19 protein-coding genes and 6 pseudogenes are annotated in these 23,830 nt (G+C 43.3%); 15 read left to right on the forward strand and 10 right to left on the reverse strand.

Annotation, left to right across the window (positions count from 1 at the left end; translation table 11 throughout):
- The first annotated feature begins 32 nt into the window (after positions 1–32).
- From EIM92_RS16020 to EIM92_RS16035, 4 genes are all read left to right on the forward strand, one after another.
- Positions 33–1,043: a carbohydrate kinase family protein gene (locus EIM92_RS16020; protein ID WP_125083501.1), complete on the forward strand. Its 1,011-nt coding sequence runs from the start codon at positions 33–35 to the stop codon at positions 1,041–1,043.
- Complete coding sequence (locus EIM92_RS16025) at positions 1,027–3,018, forward strand: sucrose-specific PTS transporter subunit IIBC (protein WP_125083502.1); 1,992 nt, start codon at positions 1,027–1,029, stop codon at positions 3,016–3,018. Before EIM92_RS16020 ends, EIM92_RS16025 begins: the two co-directional genes overlap by 17 nt.
- 157 nt (positions 3,019–3,175) lie before the next feature.
- Positions 3,176–3,886 (forward strand): DUF421 domain-containing protein, encoded by a 711-nt coding sequence (locus tag EIM92_RS16030; protein ID WP_125083503.1) that lies wholly within the window; start codon positions 3,176–3,178, stop codon positions 3,884–3,886.
- 33 nt (positions 3,887–3,919) lie between these two features.
- The gene (locus EIM92_RS16035; RefSeq protein ID WP_125083504.1) at positions 3,920–5,533 is read left to right on the forward strand and encodes an alkaline phosphatase family protein; all 1,614 of its coding nucleotides are present in this window, start codon (positions 3,920–3,922) and stop codon (positions 5,531–5,533) included.
- Here the strand turns inward: EIM92_RS16035 and EIM92_RS16040 are convergent.
- The 6 genes from EIM92_RS16040 to EIM92_RS16065 all read right to left on the reverse strand — a co-directional run bounded on the left by EIM92_RS16040 (position 5,499) and on the right by EIM92_RS16065 (position 10,185).
- The gene (locus EIM92_RS16040; protein WP_125083505.1) at positions 5,499–6,125 is read right to left on the reverse strand and encodes a LysE family translocator; all 627 of its coding nucleotides are present in this window, start codon (positions 6,123–6,125) and stop codon (positions 5,499–5,501) included. The two genes, EIM92_RS16035 and EIM92_RS16040, sit on opposite strands and share 35 nt — an antisense overlap.
- Before the next feature lie 15 nt (positions 6,126–6,140).
- Positions 6,141–6,575, reverse strand: coding sequence for an Lrp/AsnC family transcriptional regulator (locus EIM92_RS16045; protein ID WP_125083506.1), 435 nt, complete (start codon positions 6,573–6,575; stop codon positions 6,141–6,143).
- Positions 6,576–6,794: 219 nt separating this feature from the next.
- Entirely contained in the window at positions 6,795–7,583 is a 789-nt protein-coding gene (locus tag EIM92_RS16050; RefSeq protein WP_125083507.1) for an SDR family oxidoreductase, read from the reverse strand.
- Positions 7,584–7,625: 42 nt separating this feature from the next.
- Positions 7,626–8,813 (reverse strand): MFS transporter, encoded by a 1,188-nt coding sequence (locus EIM92_RS16055; RefSeq protein ID WP_425464209.1) that lies wholly within the window; start codon positions 8,811–8,813, stop codon positions 7,626–7,628.
- 74 nt (positions 8,814–8,887) lie between these two features.
- A complete protein-coding gene (locus tag EIM92_RS16060; RefSeq protein ID WP_164515127.1) occupies positions 8,888–9,880 on the reverse strand; it encodes a thioesterase domain-containing protein in 993 nt (330 codons plus the stop codon).
- On the reverse strand, positions 9,877–10,185 hold the full coding sequence (locus tag EIM92_RS16065) for a hypothetical protein (protein ID WP_125083509.1): 309 nt from the start codon (positions 10,183–10,185) through the stop codon (positions 9,877–9,879). Before EIM92_RS16065 ends, EIM92_RS16060 begins: the two co-directional genes overlap by 4 nt.
- Before the next feature lie 407 nt (positions 10,186–10,592).
- Here EIM92_RS16065 and EIM92_RS16070 point away from each other — a divergent pair.
- The 6 genes and pseudogenes from EIM92_RS16070 to EIM92_RS24265 all read left to right on the forward strand — a co-directional run.
- Positions 10,593–11,344, forward strand: a pseudogene (locus EIM92_RS16070) (cytochrome P450); the annotation flags it as partial.
- Positions 11,345–11,606: 262 nt separating this feature from the next.
- Positions 11,607–11,879 carry a hypothetical protein gene (locus EIM92_RS16080; RefSeq protein ID WP_164515128.1) on the forward strand — a complete coding sequence of 91 codons (273 nt, stop codon included), beginning with the start codon at positions 11,607–11,609 and terminating at the stop codon, positions 11,877–11,879.
- A gap of 170 nt (positions 11,880–12,049) precedes the next feature.
- Positions 12,050–12,508: a hypothetical protein gene (locus EIM92_RS16085; RefSeq protein WP_125083512.1), complete on the forward strand. Its 459-nt coding sequence runs from the start codon at positions 12,050–12,052 to the stop codon at positions 12,506–12,508.
- A 538-nt stretch (positions 12,509–13,046) separates the two neighbouring features.
- A complete protein-coding gene (locus tag EIM92_RS16090; protein WP_125083513.1) occupies positions 13,047–13,538 on the forward strand; it encodes a MarR family winged helix-turn-helix transcriptional regulator in 492 nt (163 codons plus the stop codon).
- 93 nt (positions 13,539–13,631) lie between these two features.
- Positions 13,632–13,788, forward strand: a pseudogene (locus EIM92_RS16095) (thioredoxin); the annotation flags it as partial.
- A 48-nt stretch (positions 13,789–13,836) separates the two neighbouring features.
- Positions 13,837–14,017: pseudogene (locus EIM92_RS24265) on the forward strand (ABC transporter permease); the annotation flags it as partial.
- A gap of 226 nt (positions 14,018–14,243) precedes the next feature.
- Here the strand turns inward: EIM92_RS24265 and EIM92_RS16105 are convergent.
- Both EIM92_RS16105 and EIM92_RS16110 read right to left on the reverse strand, forming a co-directional pair.
- Positions 14,244–14,902: pseudogene (locus EIM92_RS16105) on the reverse strand (MerR family transcriptional regulator).
- A 243-nt stretch (positions 14,903–15,145) separates the two neighbouring features.
- A complete protein-coding gene (locus EIM92_RS16110) occupies positions 15,146–17,719 on the reverse strand; it encodes a glycosyl hydrolase (protein WP_125085235.1) in 2,574 nt (857 codons plus the stop codon).
- A 246-nt stretch (positions 17,720–17,965) separates the two neighbouring features.
- On the opposite strand from EIM92_RS16110, the pseudogene EIM92_RS16115 reads away from it, so the two are divergent.
- Positions 17,966–18,310: pseudogene (locus tag EIM92_RS16115) on the forward strand (transposase); the annotation flags it as partial.
- A gap of 58 nt (positions 18,311–18,368) precedes the next feature.
- Here EIM92_RS16115 and EIM92_RS24270 read toward each other — a convergent pair.
- Positions 18,369–18,540 (reverse strand): annotated as a pseudogene (locus EIM92_RS24270) (MarR family winged helix-turn-helix transcriptional regulator); the annotation flags it as partial.
- Positions 18,541–18,676: 136 nt separating this feature from the next.
- On the opposite strand from EIM92_RS24270, the gene EIM92_RS16125 reads away from it, so the two are divergent.
- Complete coding sequence (locus EIM92_RS16125) at positions 18,677–19,006, forward strand: ArsR/SmtB family transcription factor (protein WP_425464160.1); 330 nt, start codon at positions 18,677–18,679, stop codon at positions 19,004–19,006.
- Positions 19,007–19,117: 111 nt separating this feature from the next.
- Entirely contained in the window at positions 19,118–20,410 is a 1,293-nt protein-coding gene (locus EIM92_RS16130) for an arsenic transporter (protein WP_125083514.1), read from the forward strand.
- A gap of 140 nt (positions 20,411–20,550) precedes the next feature.
- Here the strand turns inward: EIM92_RS16130 and EIM92_RS16135 are convergent, their stop codons facing one another.
- Complete coding sequence (locus EIM92_RS16135; protein WP_125083515.1) at positions 20,551–21,744, reverse strand: transposase; 1,194 nt, start codon at positions 21,742–21,744, stop codon at positions 20,551–20,553.
- 148 nt (positions 21,745–21,892) lie between these two features.
- Here EIM92_RS16135 and arsC point away from each other — a divergent pair, with 148 nt between their 5' ends.
- Entirely contained in the window at positions 21,893–22,312 is a 420-nt protein-coding gene (gene arsC, locus EIM92_RS16140; protein WP_125083516.1) for an arsenate reductase (thioredoxin), read from the forward strand.
- Between the two features lie 121 nt (positions 22,313–22,433).
- On the forward strand, positions 22,434–23,783 hold the full coding sequence (locus EIM92_RS16145) for an MATE family efflux transporter (protein ID WP_125083517.1): 1,350 nt from the start codon (positions 22,434–22,436) through the stop codon (positions 23,781–23,783).
- Positions 23,784–23,830: the final 47 nt, after the last annotated feature.

A 23,830-nucleotide genomic window follows, 5' to 3' on the forward strand; every position in this document is an offset into this window, starting at 1 on the left:
AATGATTTAGAAGATTACAGGATGGTGACAGCGTGGGACAACTATTTGCAATCGGTGAAGTACTCATTGATTTTATTCCTTTACAAAAAGGGAGTGCTTTAAAAGATGTGCTCGCCTTTGAACGGGCAGCTGGTGGGGCACCGGCTAACGTCGCGGCCGCCGTATCCAAGCTAGGCGGGAAGGCCGCGATGCTTACGAAGCTCGGAAAGGACGCGTTTGGAGACTATTTGATTGAGCAGCTGGATATGGCCGGTGTTCATACTGGATTCATCCAACGGACAACGGAAGCTAATACCGGGTTAGCATTCGTATCTTTGCAGGAGGACGGGGAAAGGGATTTTTCATTTTACCGCAACCCTTCATCTGATTTGCTTCTAGCCGAAGCTGAAATTGATCCAGGTATTTTTCAAGGAGATGACATTCTTCATTTCGGGTCGGTCGATTTAGTGGAAAGCCCAATGAAGCAGGCTCATTTAAAAGCGATCGATGCCGTGGAGCGGCGGGGAGGGCTGATTAGCTTTGACCCGAACGTCAGACTACCTTTATGGACAAGTCCAGAAGAGTGCCGGAAGACGATCCAGGCTTTTATTCCAGCCGCTCATATATTAAAGATTTCCGAGGATGAAATTGAATTTATTACGGGCATTCCGTCACCTGAGAAGGCAATAGCGGCCTTATTTCAAGGCCATGTTAAAGCCATCCTCTATACTAGAGGTAAGAATGGTGCGGATTTATATCTCTCGCCGGAAGAGAAGTATGAATGTCAAGGATTTAACGTCGAAGTGCAGGATACAACCGGGGCTGGGGATGCTTTTATGGGAGGTTTTCTATATAAGTTGCTGGATAAGAAAGCTGTACAAGACAATATAACAGAGCTCCTTCGTGGGAATCATCTTGAAATTCTGCAATTTGCCAACGCAACCGGGGCTTTAACAACAATGAAAAAAGGCGCGATACCGGCTCTTCCAAATTTAGCGGACGTGCAAACATTTATCCAAAAGGAATCGAATGAAGGGATGATAACCGATGTCAGAAAATCGTGATATTGCTAAACAGGTCGTGGAGGCCATTGGTGGCAAGGATAACATAGCTTCCTTTGCACACTGTGCTACGCGATTACGCATTATGGTGAATGATCAAAGCTTGATTGATCAGGCTCAGGTGGAGAACATCGATAAGGTAAAAGGAGCTTTCTTAAACTCCGGCCAGTACCAAATCATTTTTGGCACAGGTACCGTCAATCGTATATATGAAGAGGTTGAAAAACTGGGGATCACTGGAACAACAAAGGATGATTTGAAAACTCAGAGTAAAAAACACGGTAATGTCTTTCAAAGATCGGTCCGCACATTTGGTGACGTATTCGTTCCAATCATTCCTGTACTGGTAGCTACGGGACTATTTATGGGACTTCGGGGTTTATTAATGCAGGAACAGATTTTAGCTCTGTTCGGTATGACAGCGAATGATATCCCCGCCAATTTCCTGCTCTTTACCGAAGTATTGACGGATACAGCGTTTGCGTTCTTGCCAGCGCTAGTGGCCTGGTCAGCATTCCGCGTGTTCGGAGGCAGCCCGGTTCTTGGTATCGTACTCGGGTTAATGCTGGTCAATCCCGCCCTGCCAAACGCATATAGTGTGGCGAATGGCTCAGCTGAGGCTTTGACGATGTTTGGATTTATTCCTGTCGTCGGCTACCAGGGTTCTGTACTGCCTGCATTTTTCGTGGGGCTCCTGGGAGCCAAATTCGAGAAAATGCTGCGAAAACGAGTTCCGGAAGCATTGGATTTAATTTTGACACCATTTATAACACTTTTAGTTATGATTACACTTGGCTTGTTCGTTATTGGGCCAGTGTTCCATTCCTTCGAAGAATGGGTATTGCAAGGAACTACCTTCATACTAGCTCTTCCATTGGGGATCGCAGGATTAGTTATCGGTTTCTTACACCAGATTATCGTTGTCACCGGGGTTCATCACATATTCAATTTCCTGGAAATCCAACTGTTGGAGCAGCTGGGCAATAATCCTTTCAACGCGATAATTACTTCCGCTATGGCCGCACAAGGTGCGGCGTGTCTGGCGGTGGGCTTGAAAACCAAGAACGCCAAACTGAAAGCTTTAGCATTGCCATCCTCGCTTTCCGCTTTCCTAGGGATTACCGAGCCGGCGATTTTTGGGGTCAATTTGCGTTATATGAAGCCTTTTGTGATGGGCTTGATCGGCGGAGCGATTGGAGGATTTCTCGCCTCCTTATTCGGTCTTGCAGCGACAGGAATGGCGGTTACCGTTATTCCAGGTACGCTTCTATACTTAAACAACCAGTTGCCTCTGTATATTTTATGTAATGTGGTTGCCATGGCCGTTGCTTTCATCCTAACCTGGTTGTTTGGATATAAGGATAAAATGACCGAGGAACTTCAAGAGGCTGCAACAGCATCTCATGATTCGTCCATTGGACAAGCGGATTCTGCCGCTTCAGAAACAGTAACTGCAACTCCAACTGAACAAGTTGACAAGACAATTGTTGATGGTGGAGCATTATCCATGCAAATTCCATCTCCCGTAGCAGGAAAAGTCTTGCCATTGGAAGAGGTACCTGATCCAGCCTTTGCCCAAAAACATATGGGTGATGGTTATGCCATTGAACCGACCGAAGGCAAAGTAGTTGCACCTTTTGATGGCGTAGTCGCTCATATTATGGACAAAAGTAAGCACGCAGTAATTCTAATGCACGAAAACGGGATGCAGTTGCTGATTCATGTGGGAATCAATACAGTGTCTCTCAAGGGGAATGGATTTACAGCTCATGTTCAATCGGGCGATGCGGTTAAGGCGGGTCAGCTGTTAATTGAGTTTGACCTTGACACGATCAGAGCGGCTGGATTAACTACGATTACTCCGGTAATTGTTCCATCAGATGCGGAGCAGGTAACTGGTCTGACTGTAAATGGAATCGGGCAATCCATTGCCGCAAATCAGGACGAAGTATTGACCGTTCAATTCAAAACAGAATAAACGTATCAGAGGGCTGACGCTAATTCATAGCGTTGGCCTTTTTTGCTCTCAAATCGAGATGTATGCCTTTTAGCATTGGTGGCTTTTGTATAGAGTGGAGCGCAAAAGGAGAGTTTATTAGAATATCAACTTTACATGATCGGAAGGACTGAAGGTATTGGATTTTTTTCAGAGCAACGAGTCGTTAACCGTTTTGGAGTGGATTTTAAGAGCCTTGCTTAGCTTTGCCTTCCTACTCGTTGTTACTAAATTTATGGGTCAGCGATCGATATCCCAACTGAGACTGCTGGACTTTATTATCGCTTTAGTTCTTGGAAATATTATCGCTCACCCGCTCTCCGATGAGAAGGTCGGAATGAAGGGTTCGTTTGTGACAGCTCTTGTACTAACTATGTTATATGTTTCAGCTACCTGGCTAAGCTTAAAATGGCCTAAACTCAAGCGTTTTTTGCATCCAAAGCCAATTACACTCATTCACAAAGGACGAATTCAATATGATCAGTTAACCAAAGCAAGAATTTCAATAGAATATTTATTCTCTGAACTTAGGAAAGAAAAAGTAGAGGATATTCAAAAGGTTGCCCTTGCTTTATGGGAACCGGGCGGAATCGTTTCTGTATTCATGGATACGCCTCATCAGCCAGTTACTCCATCGGATTTAAATTTGAGGACAGAGCCGCTAACTTTGACTAGGCCGATCATCGTTGAAGGTAATGTTGACATGACGCTTCTAAAGGAAATGGGCAAAGATGTGGAATGGCTGCAAGACCAAATTAGGTTGAGTAATTCAAATATTCGCGATGTCATACTTGCAACTGTCAGCTATGGAGGTCACGTGAAGGTTTTTTCAGGCAAACAGCTGGGATAATTTCAATTCCATTTGATTGATAGGAGTGGCTTTATGCTAAAATATTTTGGTGTGTTATTGGTTATCGGTGTCTTAGTAGTTGCCATTATTTCGTTCCAGAAAACGAAAGCAGTTCCCAATGAAAAAGACTTGCTGCAAGTTAAATCCACTTCCGGTGATAAGACCAAGAAAGTCATTCTGATCGTAGTCGATTCTTTGATGGCCACAGCCATTGACAAAGGGATAATGCAAAAGGAGCTGCCTACATTCCAATATTTGATTAAGCACGGTCAATACTATAAGGATCTGGTCAGTTCTTTTCCTACGATGTCAGTCACGATCGATAGTTCTCTGCTAACAGGGACGTATCCGGATGGTCATCATATACCTGGTTTGACCTGGTACTCGGCGAAAGACACAAAGCTTATTAATTACGGGACCGGGCCGATGGAGGTCATCAAGCTAGGAGTTAATCCGGTATTGGAGGATGCATTAATCCATCTTAACGGAAAGCATCTTAATCCGGAGCAGACAACGATTTACGATGACCTGGCTAAGGAAGGGAAGAAGTCTGGGAGCATCAATGGCTTAATATACCGCGGACCGGTGAAACATACCCTTTCTGTTCCACTCTGGATGGATGCATCAACTTCGCTACCTCAATCTCTCGAAGTGAAAGGTCCTGATTTATTAGCTTTAGGTTCTTTTTCCGATCCGTTAACAGAAATCGAGAAGCCAGATGGGTTAACCCACCGTATGGGCATAAATAATCAATATTCGCTTTTAACCGCTGAGTATTTAATCAAGAACAATAAGCTCCCTGATTTTTTATATATATATTTACCCGATTTGGATAAAAAGCTTCATAAACATGGACCTAATGAGCAAAATGGTATTAAAGCTACGGATCAGCAGTTGCAAAGTTTACTGCAAAGCTTCGGCTCGCTAGAGGAAGCTTTGAACCAAGCGATCATCGTCATTGTAGGGGATAGCGGGATGAGTAAAGTCTTGCCAGCAGACGATAACCCGGTTATCGAGCTCTCTTCTTTGCTTAAGGATTATCAAATACTTCGCCAGGAAGAAGGGGTAGCCGGTGATACGGAAATCGTTCTAGCCGTGAACGAAACGATGGCTTACATTTATAGCCTGAAGTCGGACAAGCTAAAAGATATTGCGAGTAATATCAGGACTGATCAACGAATTGATATTATTTCCTGGAAGGAAGGCGAATGGATTAACGTTATCGGAGATGAAATCGCTGAGGTGCTCAGATATAAAATGAATGGGAACCTGACCGATCCTTATGGTCAAAAGTGGACGGTAGAGCAAGCGCCGGATGTACTGGATCTATCCATTAATTCCGAGGATCAAACGATTCGCTATGGCAAGTACCCTGATGTTCTTCGTAGGTTATACGGGGCTTTACATTCACATTCCGGTGAATTTTTGGTGGTGACTGCAAAACCGGGATATGAATTAGCGGACAAGAACTCACCGTCCCACAAAGGGGGAGGGAGCCACGGGGCTTTCGGGCATGCTGAATCGCTTGTTCCTCTTATTATAAGCGGAACGGACGCCAAACCGGAGCATTTACGAATGGTTGACCTTAAAGCTTATCTAATGAAGCTCGTGACTAAGCAGCAGCCCAATATTGAAAAAGGGCGCTAACTCCAAAACAAATCATGACCAAACCAGATAGTTTGTTAATGAATGCTAGGCTACGAGCCTTAAATAAACTGCTTTTCAGAAACGCGACTATCCCAACTAGCAAAAGCCACCAGAGCATAGAGCCGAAAAACACTCCTCCGACCAGTAATGGTACATCATAGGGCGTTTGAGAAAACAAAATGCCGGAAGCCCCGAAAATGCCTATAAACAATAGAATAGTCATCGGATTTGAAAGGGTAAGTAGGAAAGTAACGATATACGATGAGAAGGGGCTTTGTCTGGCAACCTGTTCCTCTATTGGGATATGGCCTCCTGACCGCATAAATTTGATGCCAAGATAACAAATAAATAATCCACCCAGAAGTTGTATAGTTCCTTTAAATTGCAGCAAGAAATCACTAACCCATATCAGGCCAAAACCAGCGATCAGGCCATAAACTGCATCAGCCGTCGCTGCGCCAAGGCCGCTATAAAGTCCGACTCTCATTCCCGATGCTAGTGTTTTCTTGATACAAATAATGCTGATGGGTCCAACTGGTGCTGCTATGGATAAGCCTAAGATGATACCTTTCCAAATCCATTCAGAAAGCATGTGAGCTCACTCCCGTTATTCATCTTCCTTCAGCGTGGAGAGTATAAACACCGTATTCGATCTAACAATGTTAAATTTGCTCTTTAATGTATAGGTAATAAAGCCTTCTAATTCCGAGATCTCCGGTAAGACCACCTTCAGCAGATAATCATACTCCCCGGAAGTGTGATGGCATTCCAGCACAAATTCGGATTTAACAATTGTCTCGCGAAAAAGCTGTGTCTCCTCGGAACCGTGCAGCTGAATAAATATATACACCATACAATTTTGCCCCATGGCTCGCCGGTTTATCTTGACTGTAAACTGTTCAATGACTCCGTTTTTTTCCAATTTACGGATTCTTTCAGCGATCGAAGGGATGGATAAATGGATCGCCTTGCTGATTTCCGAACTAGTAATTCGGCTATTGGCTTTGAGCATTCGCAAAATTTGCAGATCAATATCGTCCATACATAACACTCCTTTTAAAGTAAATTATACAATAATGATTAAATAAATAAATTATAACCCATAATTAGTGTAAATTTATAAGTAATTACATAACAAAAGTTAAAATAATTAAGTTTACGACAATAAAAAGGGGGCTAACTTAAAAATATTATGCAGCTTATAAAAGGCTAACCCTGTTAATAGGGTTAGCCTTTTTGCCATCATTATTTAATCACTTGCTTATAGTGACTTGACCATACCTCCATCAACAAGGAGCGTTTGTCCAGTCGTATAAGAGTTCGCCGACGAAGCTAGGAAAACGACCGTTTTTGCAAGCTCATTCGGTTGGCCGTAGCGACCTAGAGGGATATTCTGCTCTGCGCGTGCACGGATTTCTTCGATATTCGTATTCAGTAATTTGGCTTTCTGTTGATCTAAGTGATAAGTTCGATCCGTCGCCACTCTTCCGGGAGCTACCGTATTAATTAAAATACCTTCAGGCGCGAGCTCATGAGCCAGCGTTTTGGCTAGACCGGCGATTCCTGCACGGTAAGTGTTAGATAGAATAAGACCTTCAATCGGCTGCTTCACGGAAGTCGATGTAATATTCACGATACGACCGCTCACGGAGCGTTTTAAATAAGGGAGGGAGCAGCGAATGAGCCGAATGACGCTCATCAAGTTTTGCTGAAAGGCCTGCTCCCACGCTTCATCCTCCATGTCCTCGAATCTTCCGCTTGGCGGGCCTCCGGAATTCGTAACTAGGATATCTAAGCCTCCAAAAACCTCGGTGGTGGTTTGAACCAAACTCTCAATATCCTGCTTCGCAGCAAGATCTGTTACCTTATAGTGAACTTGCACATCATAGAGCTCCCTGATCTCATTCGCTGCTGCTTTTAAATCGTCCTCATGTCGTGAACAAAGCATAACATTGGCGCCTTCACCGGCAAAGCATGCTGCAATCGCTTTTCCGATTCCTTTGCTTGAGGCAGCTACGAGTACTTTTTTTCCTGCAAGGTTCAAATTCATCCGTCAACACTCCTTGATCATATTTTTATAAAAAATGTTTCATCACAGCTTCCTGATTGGTGTGGCCAAAGCGATAATGACTTCCAGTGCTTTAGCCCCTGCCGCCACAATGAACACGGCTCTGGGATCAGCCCATTCTGACAGAGCAGCGCCGGTCATTGCCCCTAATGGCATGGCTAACCGGGTCAATACCCTGGAGAAACCGAGTACTCGGCCGATCATATCGGAGGGGATTGTCTCTTGCCTAACCGAAGTAACAATCGTGTTCCAAGCCACGTTGCAGACTGTCACCGCAAAGAAAGCGAGACCCGGTGCCAGCCAAAACTGACTGGAGGCCGCAAATAGGAAACCGATCGTTCCGAATGCCAGCAGCATCGGAATCAGCACTCCTCGGCGAAACCGATTCTCCAGCGGGACGGCCAGGAGGCTGCCAATAATGCCCCCAAAGCCTAACAGCGTATAATTAAGACTACTCTGCTGAGCGTCAAGCTGCAAAGTGTTCAACAAGTAGAACATCAGCACGCCAAATGCCGCGCTATATCCAAAGTTACCAATCATCGCTTGGAAAGAGAAGGATAAATTGATCTTGGAACGAACGAGCCATCGAAAGCCTTCCCCGATGTCTTTAAAAATTTGCGAAAGACCGGTTAGCGACTTTGGTGTAACAAAACTCGGCATGAGTATAAGCACGATCAGCGTGCCAAGAAAAGAAACCGTGTCGATCCATAATGCATTGAACCCGCCGATTGAAACAATTAGCGCACCTGCCAATAGTGGTCCTGCCAGCTCTGCAATTTGGTTCGTTAGCTGATAGGACGCATTGGCCCGCGTTAACTGATTCGGCACTAAAGAAGGGATGATCGCTACGATGGATACATCGAACATTAGTGAAAGGATAGTGAGCATGAAAGAAATAACGTAAAGATGCCATAGCTGCAATAGGCCCAGGAGATGAAGAATGGGAATAAGTGCAACTAGCAGCGCTCTAGCGATGTCGGTTACGATCATGAGCTTCTTTCGTTCCCAGCGATCCACCAGGCTTCCGACGACCGGACCAAACAATACGATCGGCAGGACGCTTACCGCATACATCGATCCCATAATCATACTGGATTGAGTTAGTTTATAGGCAATCCAGGGAATCGCGAATGTAAATAACGAATCCCCCAGCCTGGATACGAACATGCCGATTAAGAAGCGAATGTAGGATAGGGGCAATTGCAGCAGCATAGGTGCTGCAATTGCTTTTTCATTGTTAGGATGATTAATCGGGTGTTGTGTCGATACCGATGATTTTGAATTGGTCATGTATTTACCTCATTTATTATAGGGCTATTCTGCAGAATTTCACTGGCCAGCCGCTCTACTAACGGCTCTTGAATAAAGGAATCATGATTTCCGGGAACTGTGATCGCTCTGACACTTTTTGCGAGCTTCCTCCAGCCCAGCGCCGGATCATTTCCCGTTTTGTTGGCGGTGTCCTCAGAAGAGATTACCGTGAGATGACCCTCATAAGGCTGGAGAATATGCTTGGACATGAGACGAATATGATCCCTAATAATCTCAAGATGCTGCTTAATCCACCCAGGGTCATTGTTGTTATAACGTTCTTTCACTTGATGCTGTGAGAGCAGCCAGTTCAATTGATCCGTAGAGTTCATTTGCAGGAAAGATTCTTCCTGAGGAACTTCTTCTTCCTCGAACAAATAGGTGAGAAGATGTTCATCCTGATGTACAAATGGATATGGATAGGCATCTTTGTCCATGATGATCAGGCACTGAACTTCTTCCTTCTGTTTTTTTAAAATCTGGGCCATTTCATAAGCTATCAATCCTCCCAAGGACCATCCCCCCAAATGGTAGGGGCCATGGGACTGCTCAGCTTGTACAGCTTCAACATAGTGTTGAGCCAGAGTCTCCAGATTATTAAAAAATGGCGGATCTATATCTACCATGGGGGATTGGATGCCGATGAAACGGTATTTAGTTTGAATCTTCTGCGCCAATTCATAGTAACTGTGAACGTGTCCTGTAATTGGATGGACACAGAAGAAAGGAATTTTACGATGATCCACGGAGAAAGGGACAAGACAGCGTAACGGATTTCTTACTTTCGAAGGCTGATTTGCTGTCCTTTCGCCGCCGTACTGCAGAAAATGCGACAGCTCCGCGATAGTCTGATATTGAAATAACTGCTTTAGTGATAAGTGCCAACCTTTGACCAGGTTAAAATCAATGGCTATCGGGTGGAGCCTGCGGAACTGGCTAATATATTGTCCCAGATACCTGATATTCAAGAGGTTGTTATATTGCCGAAGCTTCTCCCAAGTGGTGCAAGATCCCTTGCTGCCGAGCAGTTCTCATCTGGTGTTTCGCAATACTTATCACCTACGGCTACATAGCCCCCATCCCACGTAGCGGTTGCCGCATAGCCGGATACGCTCTTATACAGCGGATGATTGCCCTCTAAGATGTGGGACCATTCAATGTGAGCTTCTCCCTCCAACGCAGAAGTGTATCTCTGATTCGACCAGCCCATCGAGAACATCAGGATAGCGAGGGTTACCAGCATGAGTTTGTTCAGGTTTAGACTTTTGGCCACGAGCAAAACTCCTTTCATACCAAATGATTGGTGAAATATAATTACATATCCATTATCAGGGGTTAGTGATTCGAGTGAATATCCTTCAAATTGCTTATATTGCTAGGAAAGAGTACATGCTTCTTCAGCTAGTTTTCCATTGAAAGATGAGGTTCTTCAACAGATCGAAGCAATGTGTCGGTTGATAATAGAGTGACTTTGATGTATATTTTCACTAATTTTGCTTGTCTGATTCATTCAAAATTAGAAAATGAGGATTGTGTAGAAGGAGGAAATCACATGCAAGAAATCATTCCGGTTTCAGAGATTACAAGATTCAGGACCAAAGCCGATGAATTCAATCCATATTCCTGGTATAAAGAGAAGCTGCTTCACGAGACATGTCCGAGCTGCTTGGCATGCCGTAGGAACATCGGAACCTGTTCAAGGGATGGGTGGACACTCTCTTCATGCCGACAAACAAGCAGAACGCGGATATGGTGAATGAATTAAAGGGCAAGGCCGCTCAGGAATATTATTCATTCCTATATCCCTTAGTCTTGGATAAACGCGATCATCTGCAAGAGGATATCATTTCAGATTTGGTCCGGGTGGAGGTCGACGGGGAACGGTTCACCGACGATGAAATCGTGCGGACAACAATGTTTATTTTGGCAGCGGGCATTGAGACGACGAGCCACTTGATGGCCAATACATTTTATTCTTTTCTATATGACGATGATTCGATATATAGTGAACTGAGGCAGGATGCCGGACTGATTGCCAATACGTGGAGGAGATGCTGCGTTACCGTTTCCACATCAGCAAGATGGATCGGACGGTTAAGCAGGACAACACGCTACTCGGCGTAGAGCTGAAAAAAGGGGACGTCGTGATCACCTGGATGAGTGCAGATAACCACGATGAAGCGATGTTCGCCGATCCGTTTAAGCTGGACATTCGCCGGCATAACAGTAAGAAGCATTTAACGTTCGGCAATGGGCCTCACTTCTGCCTGGGCGCTCCGTTGGCCAGATTGGAGGCTGCGATTGTGCTCGAGCAATTCGTTAAGCGGTTTGCCAAAATCGAGTCTGTGCCCGAGTTTCATTTAGAAGATCACCTGCAGCCCTCCGCGGCTGGGCAGTCCTTGTCGTCATTGCCACTTGTCGCTTATGCTTAATATGGAAACTTGGCGGTATGACGTATCTTGAACAGAGCTGACTACAGAACCATAAGGAGACATGGCATGCCGTTTGACTATCGGGAAGATAAGCGAAGCATTCGTTCCAAAGAATTGTTGAAGGAAGCCTTGTTTGAACTTTTTTATGAGAAAGAGTGGAGGCAGTCACCATACAGCATTTAACGAAAAAAGCCAAGCTTAACCGCTTCACCTTTTATCAGCATTACGAGAATAAATACGATTTACTCGGAATGTCGAAGATTTGTTCCACTCCTTGAAAGAAACCGTACTATCTGCCAGCGGAAACAATACCAGCGCGGATACAATCAGTTATGTCTACCTGCTGGCTTTCTATCAGCATTTGAAAGATCAAAGCTATTATTTCAAGGTCATCCTGAATAGGGGATATGAGCTGGACATAATGGAATTGTTCTCCGATATCGTTCAAGAGGCAATGGTTCAGTTCAGCAAGCCCTTGAAGGCGTACCTGCGGAAATCCATTGGCGTTACAGCATTGCGGCCCATTTCTCGGTAGCAAGCTGGTGGCTGCAAAATAATTTTCCATATTCGCCGGAGTACATGGCCGAAGCAGTGCTAAAGCTGACGAAAGAAGCTAGGCATCATGTATTACTATAGAAGTTAAAAGGAGAGGCGGTTTGTTTACACAAAATTCTCGAGGTACCTTTGGGAGGAATACTAATAAAAATGAACTGTTATAAAATTATTAATTTACTAGCCCTATGTATATTTCTTCTAACAGCATGTTCTAATGGACTGAATGTCGCTAGCCCTTCACATTCGAGTAATCAGGATAATCAACACAATGAAGTAAATAATAATGTCCAAAACCCTTATATTGTAGAAAATGATTATGTTGGTGAACAATTGGAACTTGTAAAATTATTAAATTTATCAATAAAATATAGGAATGAAGCCAATTCGGATGAATTTATGAAGCTGATAAGTAGTGAACCAGACACGCCTATTAAGCAAATGAATACAAAAAAAGTTGTGGATATGAAGATTAGCAGTATCGGTGAAATCACTGAATCGCAAGGCTCAATTGTTACTATGACCACCACAGAAAATGATTCTGAAGGCAATTTAGTCATTTACGTTTTCCGAAAATTAAATGGAGAATGGAAAATTTACGATATTGACTAAAGAGTATAGTTGAAATTTGAATTTGGGAGAATCCGTACCGTGAATGGCTTATAGTAATCGGCAATTTTTCAGATGAAATGCTCCTGATTTCTATACTTATAAAGTGGAATGTAGCCAGTAAAATACAACCCTGAACGAATTATTTATTAGATCTTCGGCTATTCGCAGTTAAGCATGTGTAACTCAATGACATGAAATTTGTCATATGTGATCTCAACATTCGGAAGGTAGTTCTTGCATGGTTGATATTCTGAGTCATGGAGCAATTAAACGTATCCCAGTTGACAGGTCTGAATAATTTGTTTAATCTTAATGGCAAGCCCAATTAATGATTAATCATCATTGATTGATCGTTCGTTGATTTGGAATGAAGTAAATAGTAAGCCGATTGGTCAACCAAAGGCTCCTGTACTCGATACCGAGAAGATTTCGGTCGAGACCCAGGGGCCTTTTCTGTGTTCGCAAATCGAAAGGCCGTTACGTATGGGCTAACGGATCATAAAACTCCGAAGAGAAAGGAGCGTTATGGATTATAAAGATGAATTATAAAGATTGGGAACGCATGGAGGAAGCGGATTTGCACTTCCGCAAGCTGGTACGACGATTCGTGAAGGGACGTGACAAAATCACAATGGAGGGCGTTTCGCTGCCCGGAATGCTGATCTTGAACGCCATTAAAAATGGACAACAGCGGCTTGGGGATTTAGCGGATCAGCTTGATTTGACATCTGGTGCGATCACCGCGATTTGCGACAAACTGGAAAGGCAAGGATTTGCCGTCCGGAAGCGAAGTGAAGCAGAACGGAGAATCGTGACCCTCTATATTACCGAACGGGGAAGGAGGATGCTCGAACGTAACCAGGAGGCAGGTACTTACATGATCGATACGATGTTTGGAGGATTTACTTCCACAGAGCTAGAGGTACAAATCTCATTATTTCAGAGGCTGGATGATTCATATAGATGGTTTATCAAAGGAAGTTATCCGTCAAACGAAGCCATCCGACGAAGTTGCTATCCAGGATGCTAATCCCCTGAAGGACAGTTTAAACCGAACAAATCGGTATATTTCCTACTAATTTTTATCATCAAAAATATTAGCGAGCGGGAAGGTGACATATCAATGGGACATCCAACGATTTATCCGACAGGCACAACAGTTGATTTGCCAGACAAGGCATGCAGCGGCTACACGATTTACCAAGCAGCCGATAGTGGCGCGCTGCTGATTGACATGAACGGAAGAGAGGATCATTTAATGGAAAGGACTGCGAGGTTTTAAATCGAGTCGCACTTAGGCGATTAAAAGCAGGAGCGGAGGGATGTAAAATGAGGGGGGAGGGTATCTAATCTGGAATTCACGACTGTTCTTCCGCACTGATTGGATCTTTGTCGGGCTGATCTGTCTTAGGATTGATGGGCTTTCTAACCGACCGTGCGGTCGTGTTGCTCGGGCGGAAATTACTGTCACGGTACGGCGTAGTTAGCACGAATTCGTTAAGGCGTTAGACGTAAACGGATATTGAAATGTTAAAAGGGCACCGATTGAGATTCGGAGCCTTTTAACGTTGTTACTTTTTTGAAAACATATCCGATTGTAAATATTCTGAGATGATTCAAATCTAGTTAACATAATAATTATTATGTTATTTATGAATGAATGGCGAATTCTAGATACTGCATACAATAGTTATATATGATGACAAGTTAAACTTATAGTTAATCATATTAAATATTAATAACCAGAATCATCGATATAGATCATCATTTCTGTTATTCCTTGATACTGTAAAATCAACTGTTGATTCAGCTTTTTCGAGCAAGTTCGAAGGATTTTTCTACGCTTGCCAAGTTTTTCGTGTCCAGGTCATCCAACAATGGCTTCATGTTTTCAATGAAATAGACGGTTTTTCTCAAGCTGCTAATAATAATAATTTTTCTTAATTCACGAGAGGAAAATACCCTATATCCATTATGATGGTTTCTTTCAGATCGAATTACCCCCTCTTTCTCCCATTAGCGAATGGCTGAAGGATTGACTCCGGCAATTTCTGCGACTTCTCCAATTGTCATCACATCTGTTATTTTATAATTTCGGTATTTGGAAAAATCCGCATGTTTGATCATCGTCAGGATCGATTCCACTCTCTGCTTCTCCACTTGCATGTCATGTAGTTGTTAATTGATTAACCAGAGTGCTTCTTCTGTACGTCCTTGTTTAATTTTTCTGATAGATTCGTAGACAGTAGGGATTTCATATCCTTGCAGCAACGCACGAATAGTGATAAAGGCTTGCCTATGAGTAGACGTATAGTATCTTCGATTGCTGGCCGTTCTCGGAACTTCAGGGACCAAATCTTGTTCCTCGTACCTGCGTAAAGTAGTTGTGCTGATAAATCAAGCCTCTGGGAGCAGCTATCCGAAAGATTGCTAATCAAACCTTGGTATATTGCAAGACTATTAGGTGAGAGCTAGAGGGGGGGATATAGCTGTTAGAAAGCCAAAACGAGCGGAGTACAATATGATTTAGAACCTCAGGAAATAGTGAATATAATGATTTTTGTTTTGGAAGGGATGTCGGGCAACAAAAAGGGTTGAAGGAGGGGATAACCCCCGCCCCAACCCTTTTGTACCTCATTACGGCTCAATTCCCCATACAAGCTGATCGTTCATATATCCGGTAACCTGCTCATTGTTTACGAACTCATTACTGGAAGCCTTAAACGAATAATCGTTAGTCTGGTTGTAATCGGACCAATCGTTTTTGGAGAACCGGGCTTGAATTTCTGCGCTCTGGCCTGGATTAAGTATTCCAGCCGAACTTGTAAAGCCAATTTCCAAATAATAATCGGCTTTGGTAACCGGAGTTGCCAGTTTAACGAAATTGCCGATTACATTGGCACTTCCGATACTAGCCCAGTCGCACCAAAAACTTTGTGCACTTTCCCCGTCTACCGTATAGTAATACCGCAGTTTTACATCACTTAACTGAATCGCTGAATCACCGGTGTTGACTACTTTGAATTTGGGTGAAATTCCGTTGGTGGAGGCACTCGTGCTGCCGTTAAAAGCTTGAATCATCAAATCACTCACGGGTACAGGAACACTGCTGTCCACTACATTTACTGTAAGACCAGCGTGATTTCCTCCGCTGAAATGAAAGGCGATTGTATTTTGGCCCAGTGACAACGTGGATAGATAGGAGCTGTTTAGAACGACAGCATCACTTGATGCCGTATAATCCTGACCTGGTTGAAGAGTATAGTTTTCATGCGTTATGCTTGTAAGCTGGTGACCGTTTAAGGTAAGGTTTACGGAAATATCCTGTTGTAGATTCGTCGCTTTATCGAATGTAGCATTCAGGGGCGAAATCGCAGCATTCGATGTTGAATCAACAATGTTAACTTTTAATACAGGATCTCGTCCTTGATTAAAATCAAAAACGATTGAATGCTCGCCGACCGGCAGCTCAACCAGGAATGTCTTTTTCAGAAGCAGTGTACTTCCGTCCAACGTATAATCTTGATTCACGATCAATGCATCGGCCCCTGCTCGGAGAGAGGTCAACGTATTGCCGTTGAAATTCACGGTTATGGCTTTGTCGCTTTGGTTAGACGCATATTTGTCAAATTCAATATTTGTGGGTGAGATGGATGGGCTTGAGATAGGATTGTCATTCTTTAAATCAGGCAGCTCATCCAAGGTGATGACATAGTCGCTTTGATAAAGTGTTGTCAGGGTCTCTGGATAGTTAAAGGCAGTGCTCATTAGATGCTCGCCATACCAGGGGCAGAAGTAGAGCCATCCTGCTTTTTCCTCTGTCAGATTCTGTAGGCTAGGGACGGTGTCGTTCTCCGTCATGGCCACCATTTTTTTACCGTTAGTTAAATTAACAAGCTGATAGAAAATGGCGGTAATGGCATCCTCATTGGGTACGCCGGACAAACCATCATGGCGGTTGTAAATCGTATTGTATTTATCATAGCCAACAAGATCCACCTGATCATCACCGGGATACCATGCCGGAGAAGTGCTATACACGTAGCTGTTGTAGGTCCAAATCAAGTTATGCAGACCGTATGTCTCCGTAAGTTCGGTATAGAGCAGATCCCATAGCTGCTTGTACACCTCTGCGCCTGCTGAAGCCCACCAGAACCACGCGCCTTCACCATTCAGCCCGCCGTTGCCCTCCGCCTCATGATAGGGACGGAAAATAACCGGCACATGGTTATCTTGCAGAATCTGCAGCTGTTCTGCCAAATCCTCAATGGTCATCATCACATATTGATATTCTTTAGTACCGGGAACCACCGCATTGGCAGTATTAAAATTAGTTTCCGTCGGCTTATAGGTAGCGTCCTTCCAATCCACAAACTCCCCGAGCTGATAGGTGGTGAAATTTCGGGGCACATTGATATGCCAGGAAGCTGTCGCGATCCCGCCCCGGTTATTTACCCATTCAATCATCCGATCGGTTGTGCCGTCTTCCCAACCATAGAGCGGATTGTAGTTCATGAAGTCGAACCCGCGGATGGCTGGATACTTTCCGGTTAAATCGTAGATCCAATCAAACTCTAATTCATAATTACCATCATTTCCACTACCGTAAATTTCCTGCTGACCAGAGATAATATGGTCGCCGTAAACCTCCGTTAAATAATTCATTAAAGCTTGTGTTTCCGGTGTGGCCCAGGGATCGGAGAGGAGAGGCTGCACATCCAAGGGATCAAGATCGGCATAATCCACAGTGAGGGTGTCAATATACGCGAAGCCCCAACCGGCCTTGAGTTCGATGGTATTACTGCCTTGATTCAGTTTATGAAAGCCCAAATCAAAATTCGACCATTCGGTAGTATAAGGCAGCATATACGAACCCTTGGTCACGCCATTAACGGTTAAATATTGAAGTCTGCCATTTGGACTGAGCTCCTGCATATATCGGGTGGAGATCGCATACATGCCGGTTTCCGGGACGGTCACTGTAAAGGTGATTGTGCCGGAATTTTGCATCCACACAAATCCGCTTCCAGAGAATCCGGGCTTGGGCTGTCCATAAATTTGTGTCACGACTTGAAGATCGGAGGTGAGCTGAGCGTCTTCTGCTTCAATCGTGAAAAGTGGGGTGTTTGCATGGACGGGAGCTGTCAGCAATCCAAGGAGAAGAGTAAATGCCAGCATTGTTGCACTTGCCCTTTTGAGCCAATCTTTCATTTTCACCATTCCTCTCAATGTGAAATATGATAATAACCATATCCTGAATGCGCTTTCATAGTAGCATATATTCCATAATTTGTAAATATTTAAGTTTGTAAGATTGCCAAAGGGCGACAGAATAAAAAGTAAAAGTAAAAATTCGATGGACATAATAAAAGGTGTGCAAACTAAACACAATTTGCATTACACGGTTAATTCACAAGTACGGGAAATTAATAATGGAGAGGATAATGAGCCTGGAAGATGAAGAAGCACCAGTCCAATGTCACAGGCATTGAGGAACAGATCATTGCGCTTTACGCGAAGGGCGTCAGCACGCGTGAAATTCAAGGTCATCTACAGCAGTTGTATGGCATCGAAGTCTCCCCGACACTGATCTCGAACGTGACGAACAAGGTTATCCCTATGGTCAAGGAATGGCAAAATCGGCCGCTACAGAGCGTGTATGCCGTCGTCTTTCTCGACGCCATTCATTTCAAAGTGAAGCAAGACGGAGCTATTGTCAACAAGGCGGCTTACATGGTCATCGGCATCGATCCTGGATGGGAACAAAGACGTCCTAGGCATGTGGATTGGGAAAACAAGTCGGCCAAGTTCTGGCTCAATGTCTTGAACGAGTTAAAAATCCGCGGCGTACAAGACATTCTAACGTTTCAGCGATCTGCTGCATGGAAGGTTTATGTTGGCGATCGACTTCATAAAGAATAAATATGGCTTTGAACCGGTGATATATCTATTCCGCCCACGGTGCAACAGTTTTTGTTCAGTAAACCAAAGCGTCGAGTCATAATCTGAAATAGTTCTCTGGTGTTTTCCATGTTTTGTTCACCTCTTGGTATATTTATACTGGACATGTTTGTAATATGCAAGTTTTTTGTTGTGTTTTGAATAAATTGAATTTATGAGGTAATTCGACTATTATATAATCATATACTTATACAAAAGGGGAGACCTATGGTGGAGCAAATTCATGAAGCAGCTGAAAAGCTAAAACTTTTGGGTGATAAAACTCGCTTAACGATGTTATCCCTAATGAAAGAACGAGAATGGTGTGTCTGTGAATTTGTCGATATTTTAGAAATATCACAACCAGGAGTTAGCCAACATTTACGGAAATTAAAAGCCCAGGGAATTGTAAAAGAAAAAAAACAGGGTCAGTGGGTATACTACTCACTAAATGTAGATGACAAACCATACATTAAGGATGTGCTGCAGTACATGCCTGATACCAAGACAATTCTTTCTGGCTTAAATAAAGAAGGGGTTACGTCCGTTTGTAAATAAGCAACTTTCCCTTATTGATTATATAAGTAAATAGTTATATAATCATGTACAAATATTTGAATTTACCCAAGATTAGGGTTGATAACTGAAAGAACTGGGGGTTTGAATTAGGTGTCCGTAATCCTGGCATGCATCATTTTTTTGGTGACACTAACGCTGGTAATCTGGCAGCCTAAGAATTTATCGATCGGCTGGTCAGCTTGTGGCGGAGCTATACTAGCACTGCTGTTAGGTGTCGTTGATTTTCAGGATGTCTGGGATGTAACTCAGATTGTTTGGAATGCAACATTAGCTTTTGTGGCGATTATTTTGATTTCATTGATTTTAGACAAGATTGGTTTCTTTGAGTGGGCAGCTCTACACATGGCTAGAGCAGCTCGTGGAAACGGTGTAAGAATGTTTATCTTTGTTTCAATTTTGGGTGCAATCGTAGCAGCCTTTTTCGCCAATGATGGGGCAGCCCTGATATTAACACCGATTGTACTCGCGATGGTTAGGGCACTTCAGTTTGATGAAAAAAAGGTATTCCCGTTTATTATCGCAAGTGGATTCATTGCGGATACCACTTCGTTACCGCTTGTCGTTAGTAATCTGGTGAACATCGTCTCGGCTGATTTCTTCGGTATTACTTTTGCAGAATATGCTAGCCGAATGATTGTTCCAAATCTATTTTCACTTGGTGCGAGTATTCTGGTGCTGTATCTTTTTTTCAAAAAGGGCATTCCCAAAAAGTTTGATTCGTCACAGCTCAAACAGCCGGTTGATGCGATTAAAGACATGAAGTTATTCCGTCTGTCCTGGGTCGTCCTGACAGTGCTGTTGATTGGATATTTTATCAGTGAATTCTTTGCTATTCCTGTATCGCTAGTGGCAGGAGTTATAGCCATCATTTTCTTAATTCTGGCGAGTAGAAGTGCTGCAGTACCAACGGCTGAAGTAGTCAAGGGAGCCCCCTGGGCCATTGTATTTTTCTCCATTGGTATGTACGTGGTGGTTTATGGTTTGAGAAATGCCGGGTTGACGGATTTACTTGCTGTCGTTATTCAAGCTGTTGCTGACCAGGGGCTTTTCGTGACTACAATGGGTATGGGTTTCATTTCAGCTATAATTTCGTCATTCATGAATAATATGCCCACGGTTATGATCGATGCACTTGCTATTGATGCCACAACAGCAACAGGGAAGATTAAGGAAGCTTTGATTTACGCTAACGTCATTGGTTCTGACCTTGGTCCGAAGATTACACCGATTGGATCGCTTGCCACACTATTGTGGCTACATGTGCTCTCATCCAAAGGGGTTAAAATCTCATGGGGGACTTACTTTAAAACTGGTATCGTATTGACGCTACCAACTCTTTTTATTACGTTGTTAGGCTTATATCTGTGGTTATCCATCTTGTGATTTAAATGAGCATTTTGCATAATTCCCTATTTGAGAATTGAATAGCAGAACCTAGACCTAGTTGGTGGTGCATTTTCAGCTAAATCCACTCGGTTTTCAAAAATGGGCAGACCTGCAGAATTTTCTGCGCATTCAAAATTTTAAGCAGCGACTTTTCTGTATTTCTGAGCCATTGCCAGGGCAGAAGCCAGCAATACAATTGCATTTAAATATTGGTGAGTTATGACTTTCTCTATGCCCCAAACATGCATGGCGTCTGCGGTCAAATAGGTTTTCATTCGGGAGTTGCAGCGTTCTACACTCGTTCTTTCTTTGTAAAGTTCTTGCCAACGTTTCGTGTTCCGGTGCGGACTTGAATAACGGCGCAAATCGCTTTTTGTATCAACCTTGAGCACCATTCCATAGTTGGAAGATGAACAGGCTGCCATCCCCAGCGGACAATCCACCTTGCCGGTCGCATGGGGACACCGGAATTTCAGGTAATCGCCATCTACTCCCCAGTATGTCATGGCAAAACCCATGGAGCAGCAAGGTGTACCGTTAGATGTTATACCTGCAGGCGGTTCCTTCTCATTGCGAAGATTCATCGGGATAATCGCTTGCGCTTTGAGCTTCCGTGCCGCTTCATAGTTTTTAAGTTGGTCATACCCAGCATCAAACACAAAGAACTTCACTTTCGCATCGGCAGCCACTTGTTCCATGAGAGCGGGTGCCAGATCACCGTCATTGACATGAGCCGGTGTAACCGAGAGGGCCAGGGGCAGTTCGCTAGCGGTGTCGACAGCAAGATGAAGCTTATAGCCGAACCACTTGACCTTGTTACCAAAGGAGTCAAACTTCGCGCCCCAGTTGGCATTCCCCGTCAGCTCACTTTTGCGCTTCGGCTGTTTCTTCTCGTAGGCATGGATCGCTGCGCTGTCCATCGCCACGTGACTTCCATCGATGATTCCTTCCTGCTTACAGCGTGTGACGAGATCCTCAAACAGACGTTTTGCCAATCCCTTATTCGTTAGCTCAGTGAAAACGCGGCTTAATGTGGCGATTGATGGAGCTTTTCGATCAAGCCTGAGTCCGCATTGGTAACGGAAACGAAGATCCATATCCAGACGACGATGCAAGCCGCTAAATGTATCCATGTTCTCCAGTGGCGCTGCAAGCAATGCGCGAAGAATCCCTTGTCGGCAGTGCCCATCGGCACCTCGGGGTGAATGACTTCTCAAATCTTTAGCATAAGGTCGTAAGTCCAGGGCACTGAAGAAGATAGGCAAACGTTCTTTAAATTCAAGTTTTTGAAGTTCTTCAAAGGAAAATAGACTTTCTTGTAGAATATACATAGTGACTTCTCCCCCTTGGGTTTTCTTGTTTTGTCACTTGAAAACTTCTCCAAGTTGGGGTGAAGTCCTTTTTTTATGTTTGAAAACCTTTGTCTAGCAAGGGCTCAGGTTAATGCAAAATGCTCAAATATAAAGGAGACTATCCATCATGGAAAAAAAGACAATTTACTTCTTGTGCACTGGAAACTCTTGCCGAAGTCAGATGGCCGAAGGTTGGGCTAAGAAATACCTGGGAGATAGCTGGAATGTCTATAGTGCTGGTATTGAAGCACATGGGCTAAATCCCAATGCGGTGAAAGCGATGAAGGAAGTGGATATTGATATTTCCAACCAAACTTCGGATATTATCGACTCCGATTTGCTAAACAACGCTGATCTGGTCGTTACCTTGTGTGGGGATGCAGCAGATAAATGCCCGATTACACCTCCACAAGTAAGACGTGAACATTGGGGATTCGATGATCCTGCGAAAGCCCAAGGCACAGACGATGAAAAATGGGCTGTGTTCCAACGTGTTCGTGATCAGGTAGGAGAACGAATTAAAAGATTTGCTGAAACAGGCGAATAAAAAAACAAACAGCCGAGAGATATCTCGGCTGTTTTTAGAAGGAAAAAATTGAGATTATGATCAGCCATACGCATCAAAAAAAATTGATATGATAATGTTTTTGAGGATTAAGGTGATGCAAATGAAAGGAATGCTAAATTTAACAGATGGCCCCATAACGCCTGTACTTATGAAACTATCTCTTCCCATCATTGCTACAAACTTTATATCAACAACTTATGGACTTGTAGATATGATCTGGGTCGGAAAATTAGGAAGTGGCCCGGTGGCAGCGATAGGAACAGCTAATTTTTATGTGAACTTAGCTGTAGCAATATCTACCATGATAACGATCGGAACAGGGGTAAAAGTCGCACACAGTATTGGTGAAAAACAATCGGATCGGGCAAAAACATACATTAAAAACGGATTTCTAATAACAGCATTAGTCGGGATTGTTTATATGTTGTTTATTATCATGACTAAAGATAAGCTTATCGGCTATTTTGAGTTGGCAGATGCTGAAATAGAGAGGATGGCCACTCAGTTTTTAGTTATTTCGATAATTGGAAATCTATTCAATTTGTTCAATCTGTTATTTAGTACAATCATGAATTCACTCGGCGACAGTAAAAGACCATTTCGAATTTTTACTGTCGGGTTTCTTTTAAACATGATTCTTGATCCATTACTCATCTTCGGTTATGGATCGTTTGAGGGACTAGGTGTTAGTGGAGCTGCACTGGCCACACTATCAGCAAATATAATTTTAACTCTGCTTTTTATTTATAAAACAAAAAACAATGAGTTTTTCTCAAAATATACAAAGATAGATAAGGCAAGTATGAAAGAGGTATTGAAGTTGGGATTGCCTATTTCAGTACAGAGAGTTACTTTTACCGTTATTTCCATCGTTATCGCTAAAATAATTGTAAGTTGGGGTCCTGATGCCATAGCTGTTCAAAGGGTGGGTATTCAAATCGAATCTATATCTTATATGACGATTGGAGGACTTCAAGGGGCAGTAGCAGCCTTCTTTGGCCAAAATTTTGGTGCGAGAAAGATAGTTCGAATAAAAGATGGTTATCGCATCTCTTTATTACTTACAACAGTCTTTGGCATGTTTACTTCACTCATGTTTGTCGTGTTCCCGAAAGAAATCTTTTCACTATTTCTAAATGATCCATCAAGTCTTATGTTGGGCGTTGATTACATGAAGATTATTGGATACTCCCAAGCCTTTATGTGTATGGAATTAATGACTGTAGGAGCGTTCAACGGGCTAGGAAAAACCTATATACCTCCCATTTTTAGTATTATATTGACCGGGCTTCGCATCCCACTCGCCATCTTATTGTCAGGTCCGTTTGGGTTAAATGGGGTTTGGCTATCTATTGCAATAACCAGCGTCCTTAAAGGAATTATCCTCGTGGGTTGGTTTAAAGGAATTCTAAATAAAATGTCTTCAAAATTACTTAATCAAGCTGTTTAAAATGAACGAAAGAAGGGTCTGGAGATGGTTTCATTAAATCATGAGTT

The sequence above is a fragment of the Paenibacillus lentus genome (assembly GCF_003931855.1).
GTDB classification, from domain to species: Bacteria; Bacillota; Bacilli; order Paenibacillales; family Paenibacillaceae; genus Fontibacillus; species Fontibacillus lentus.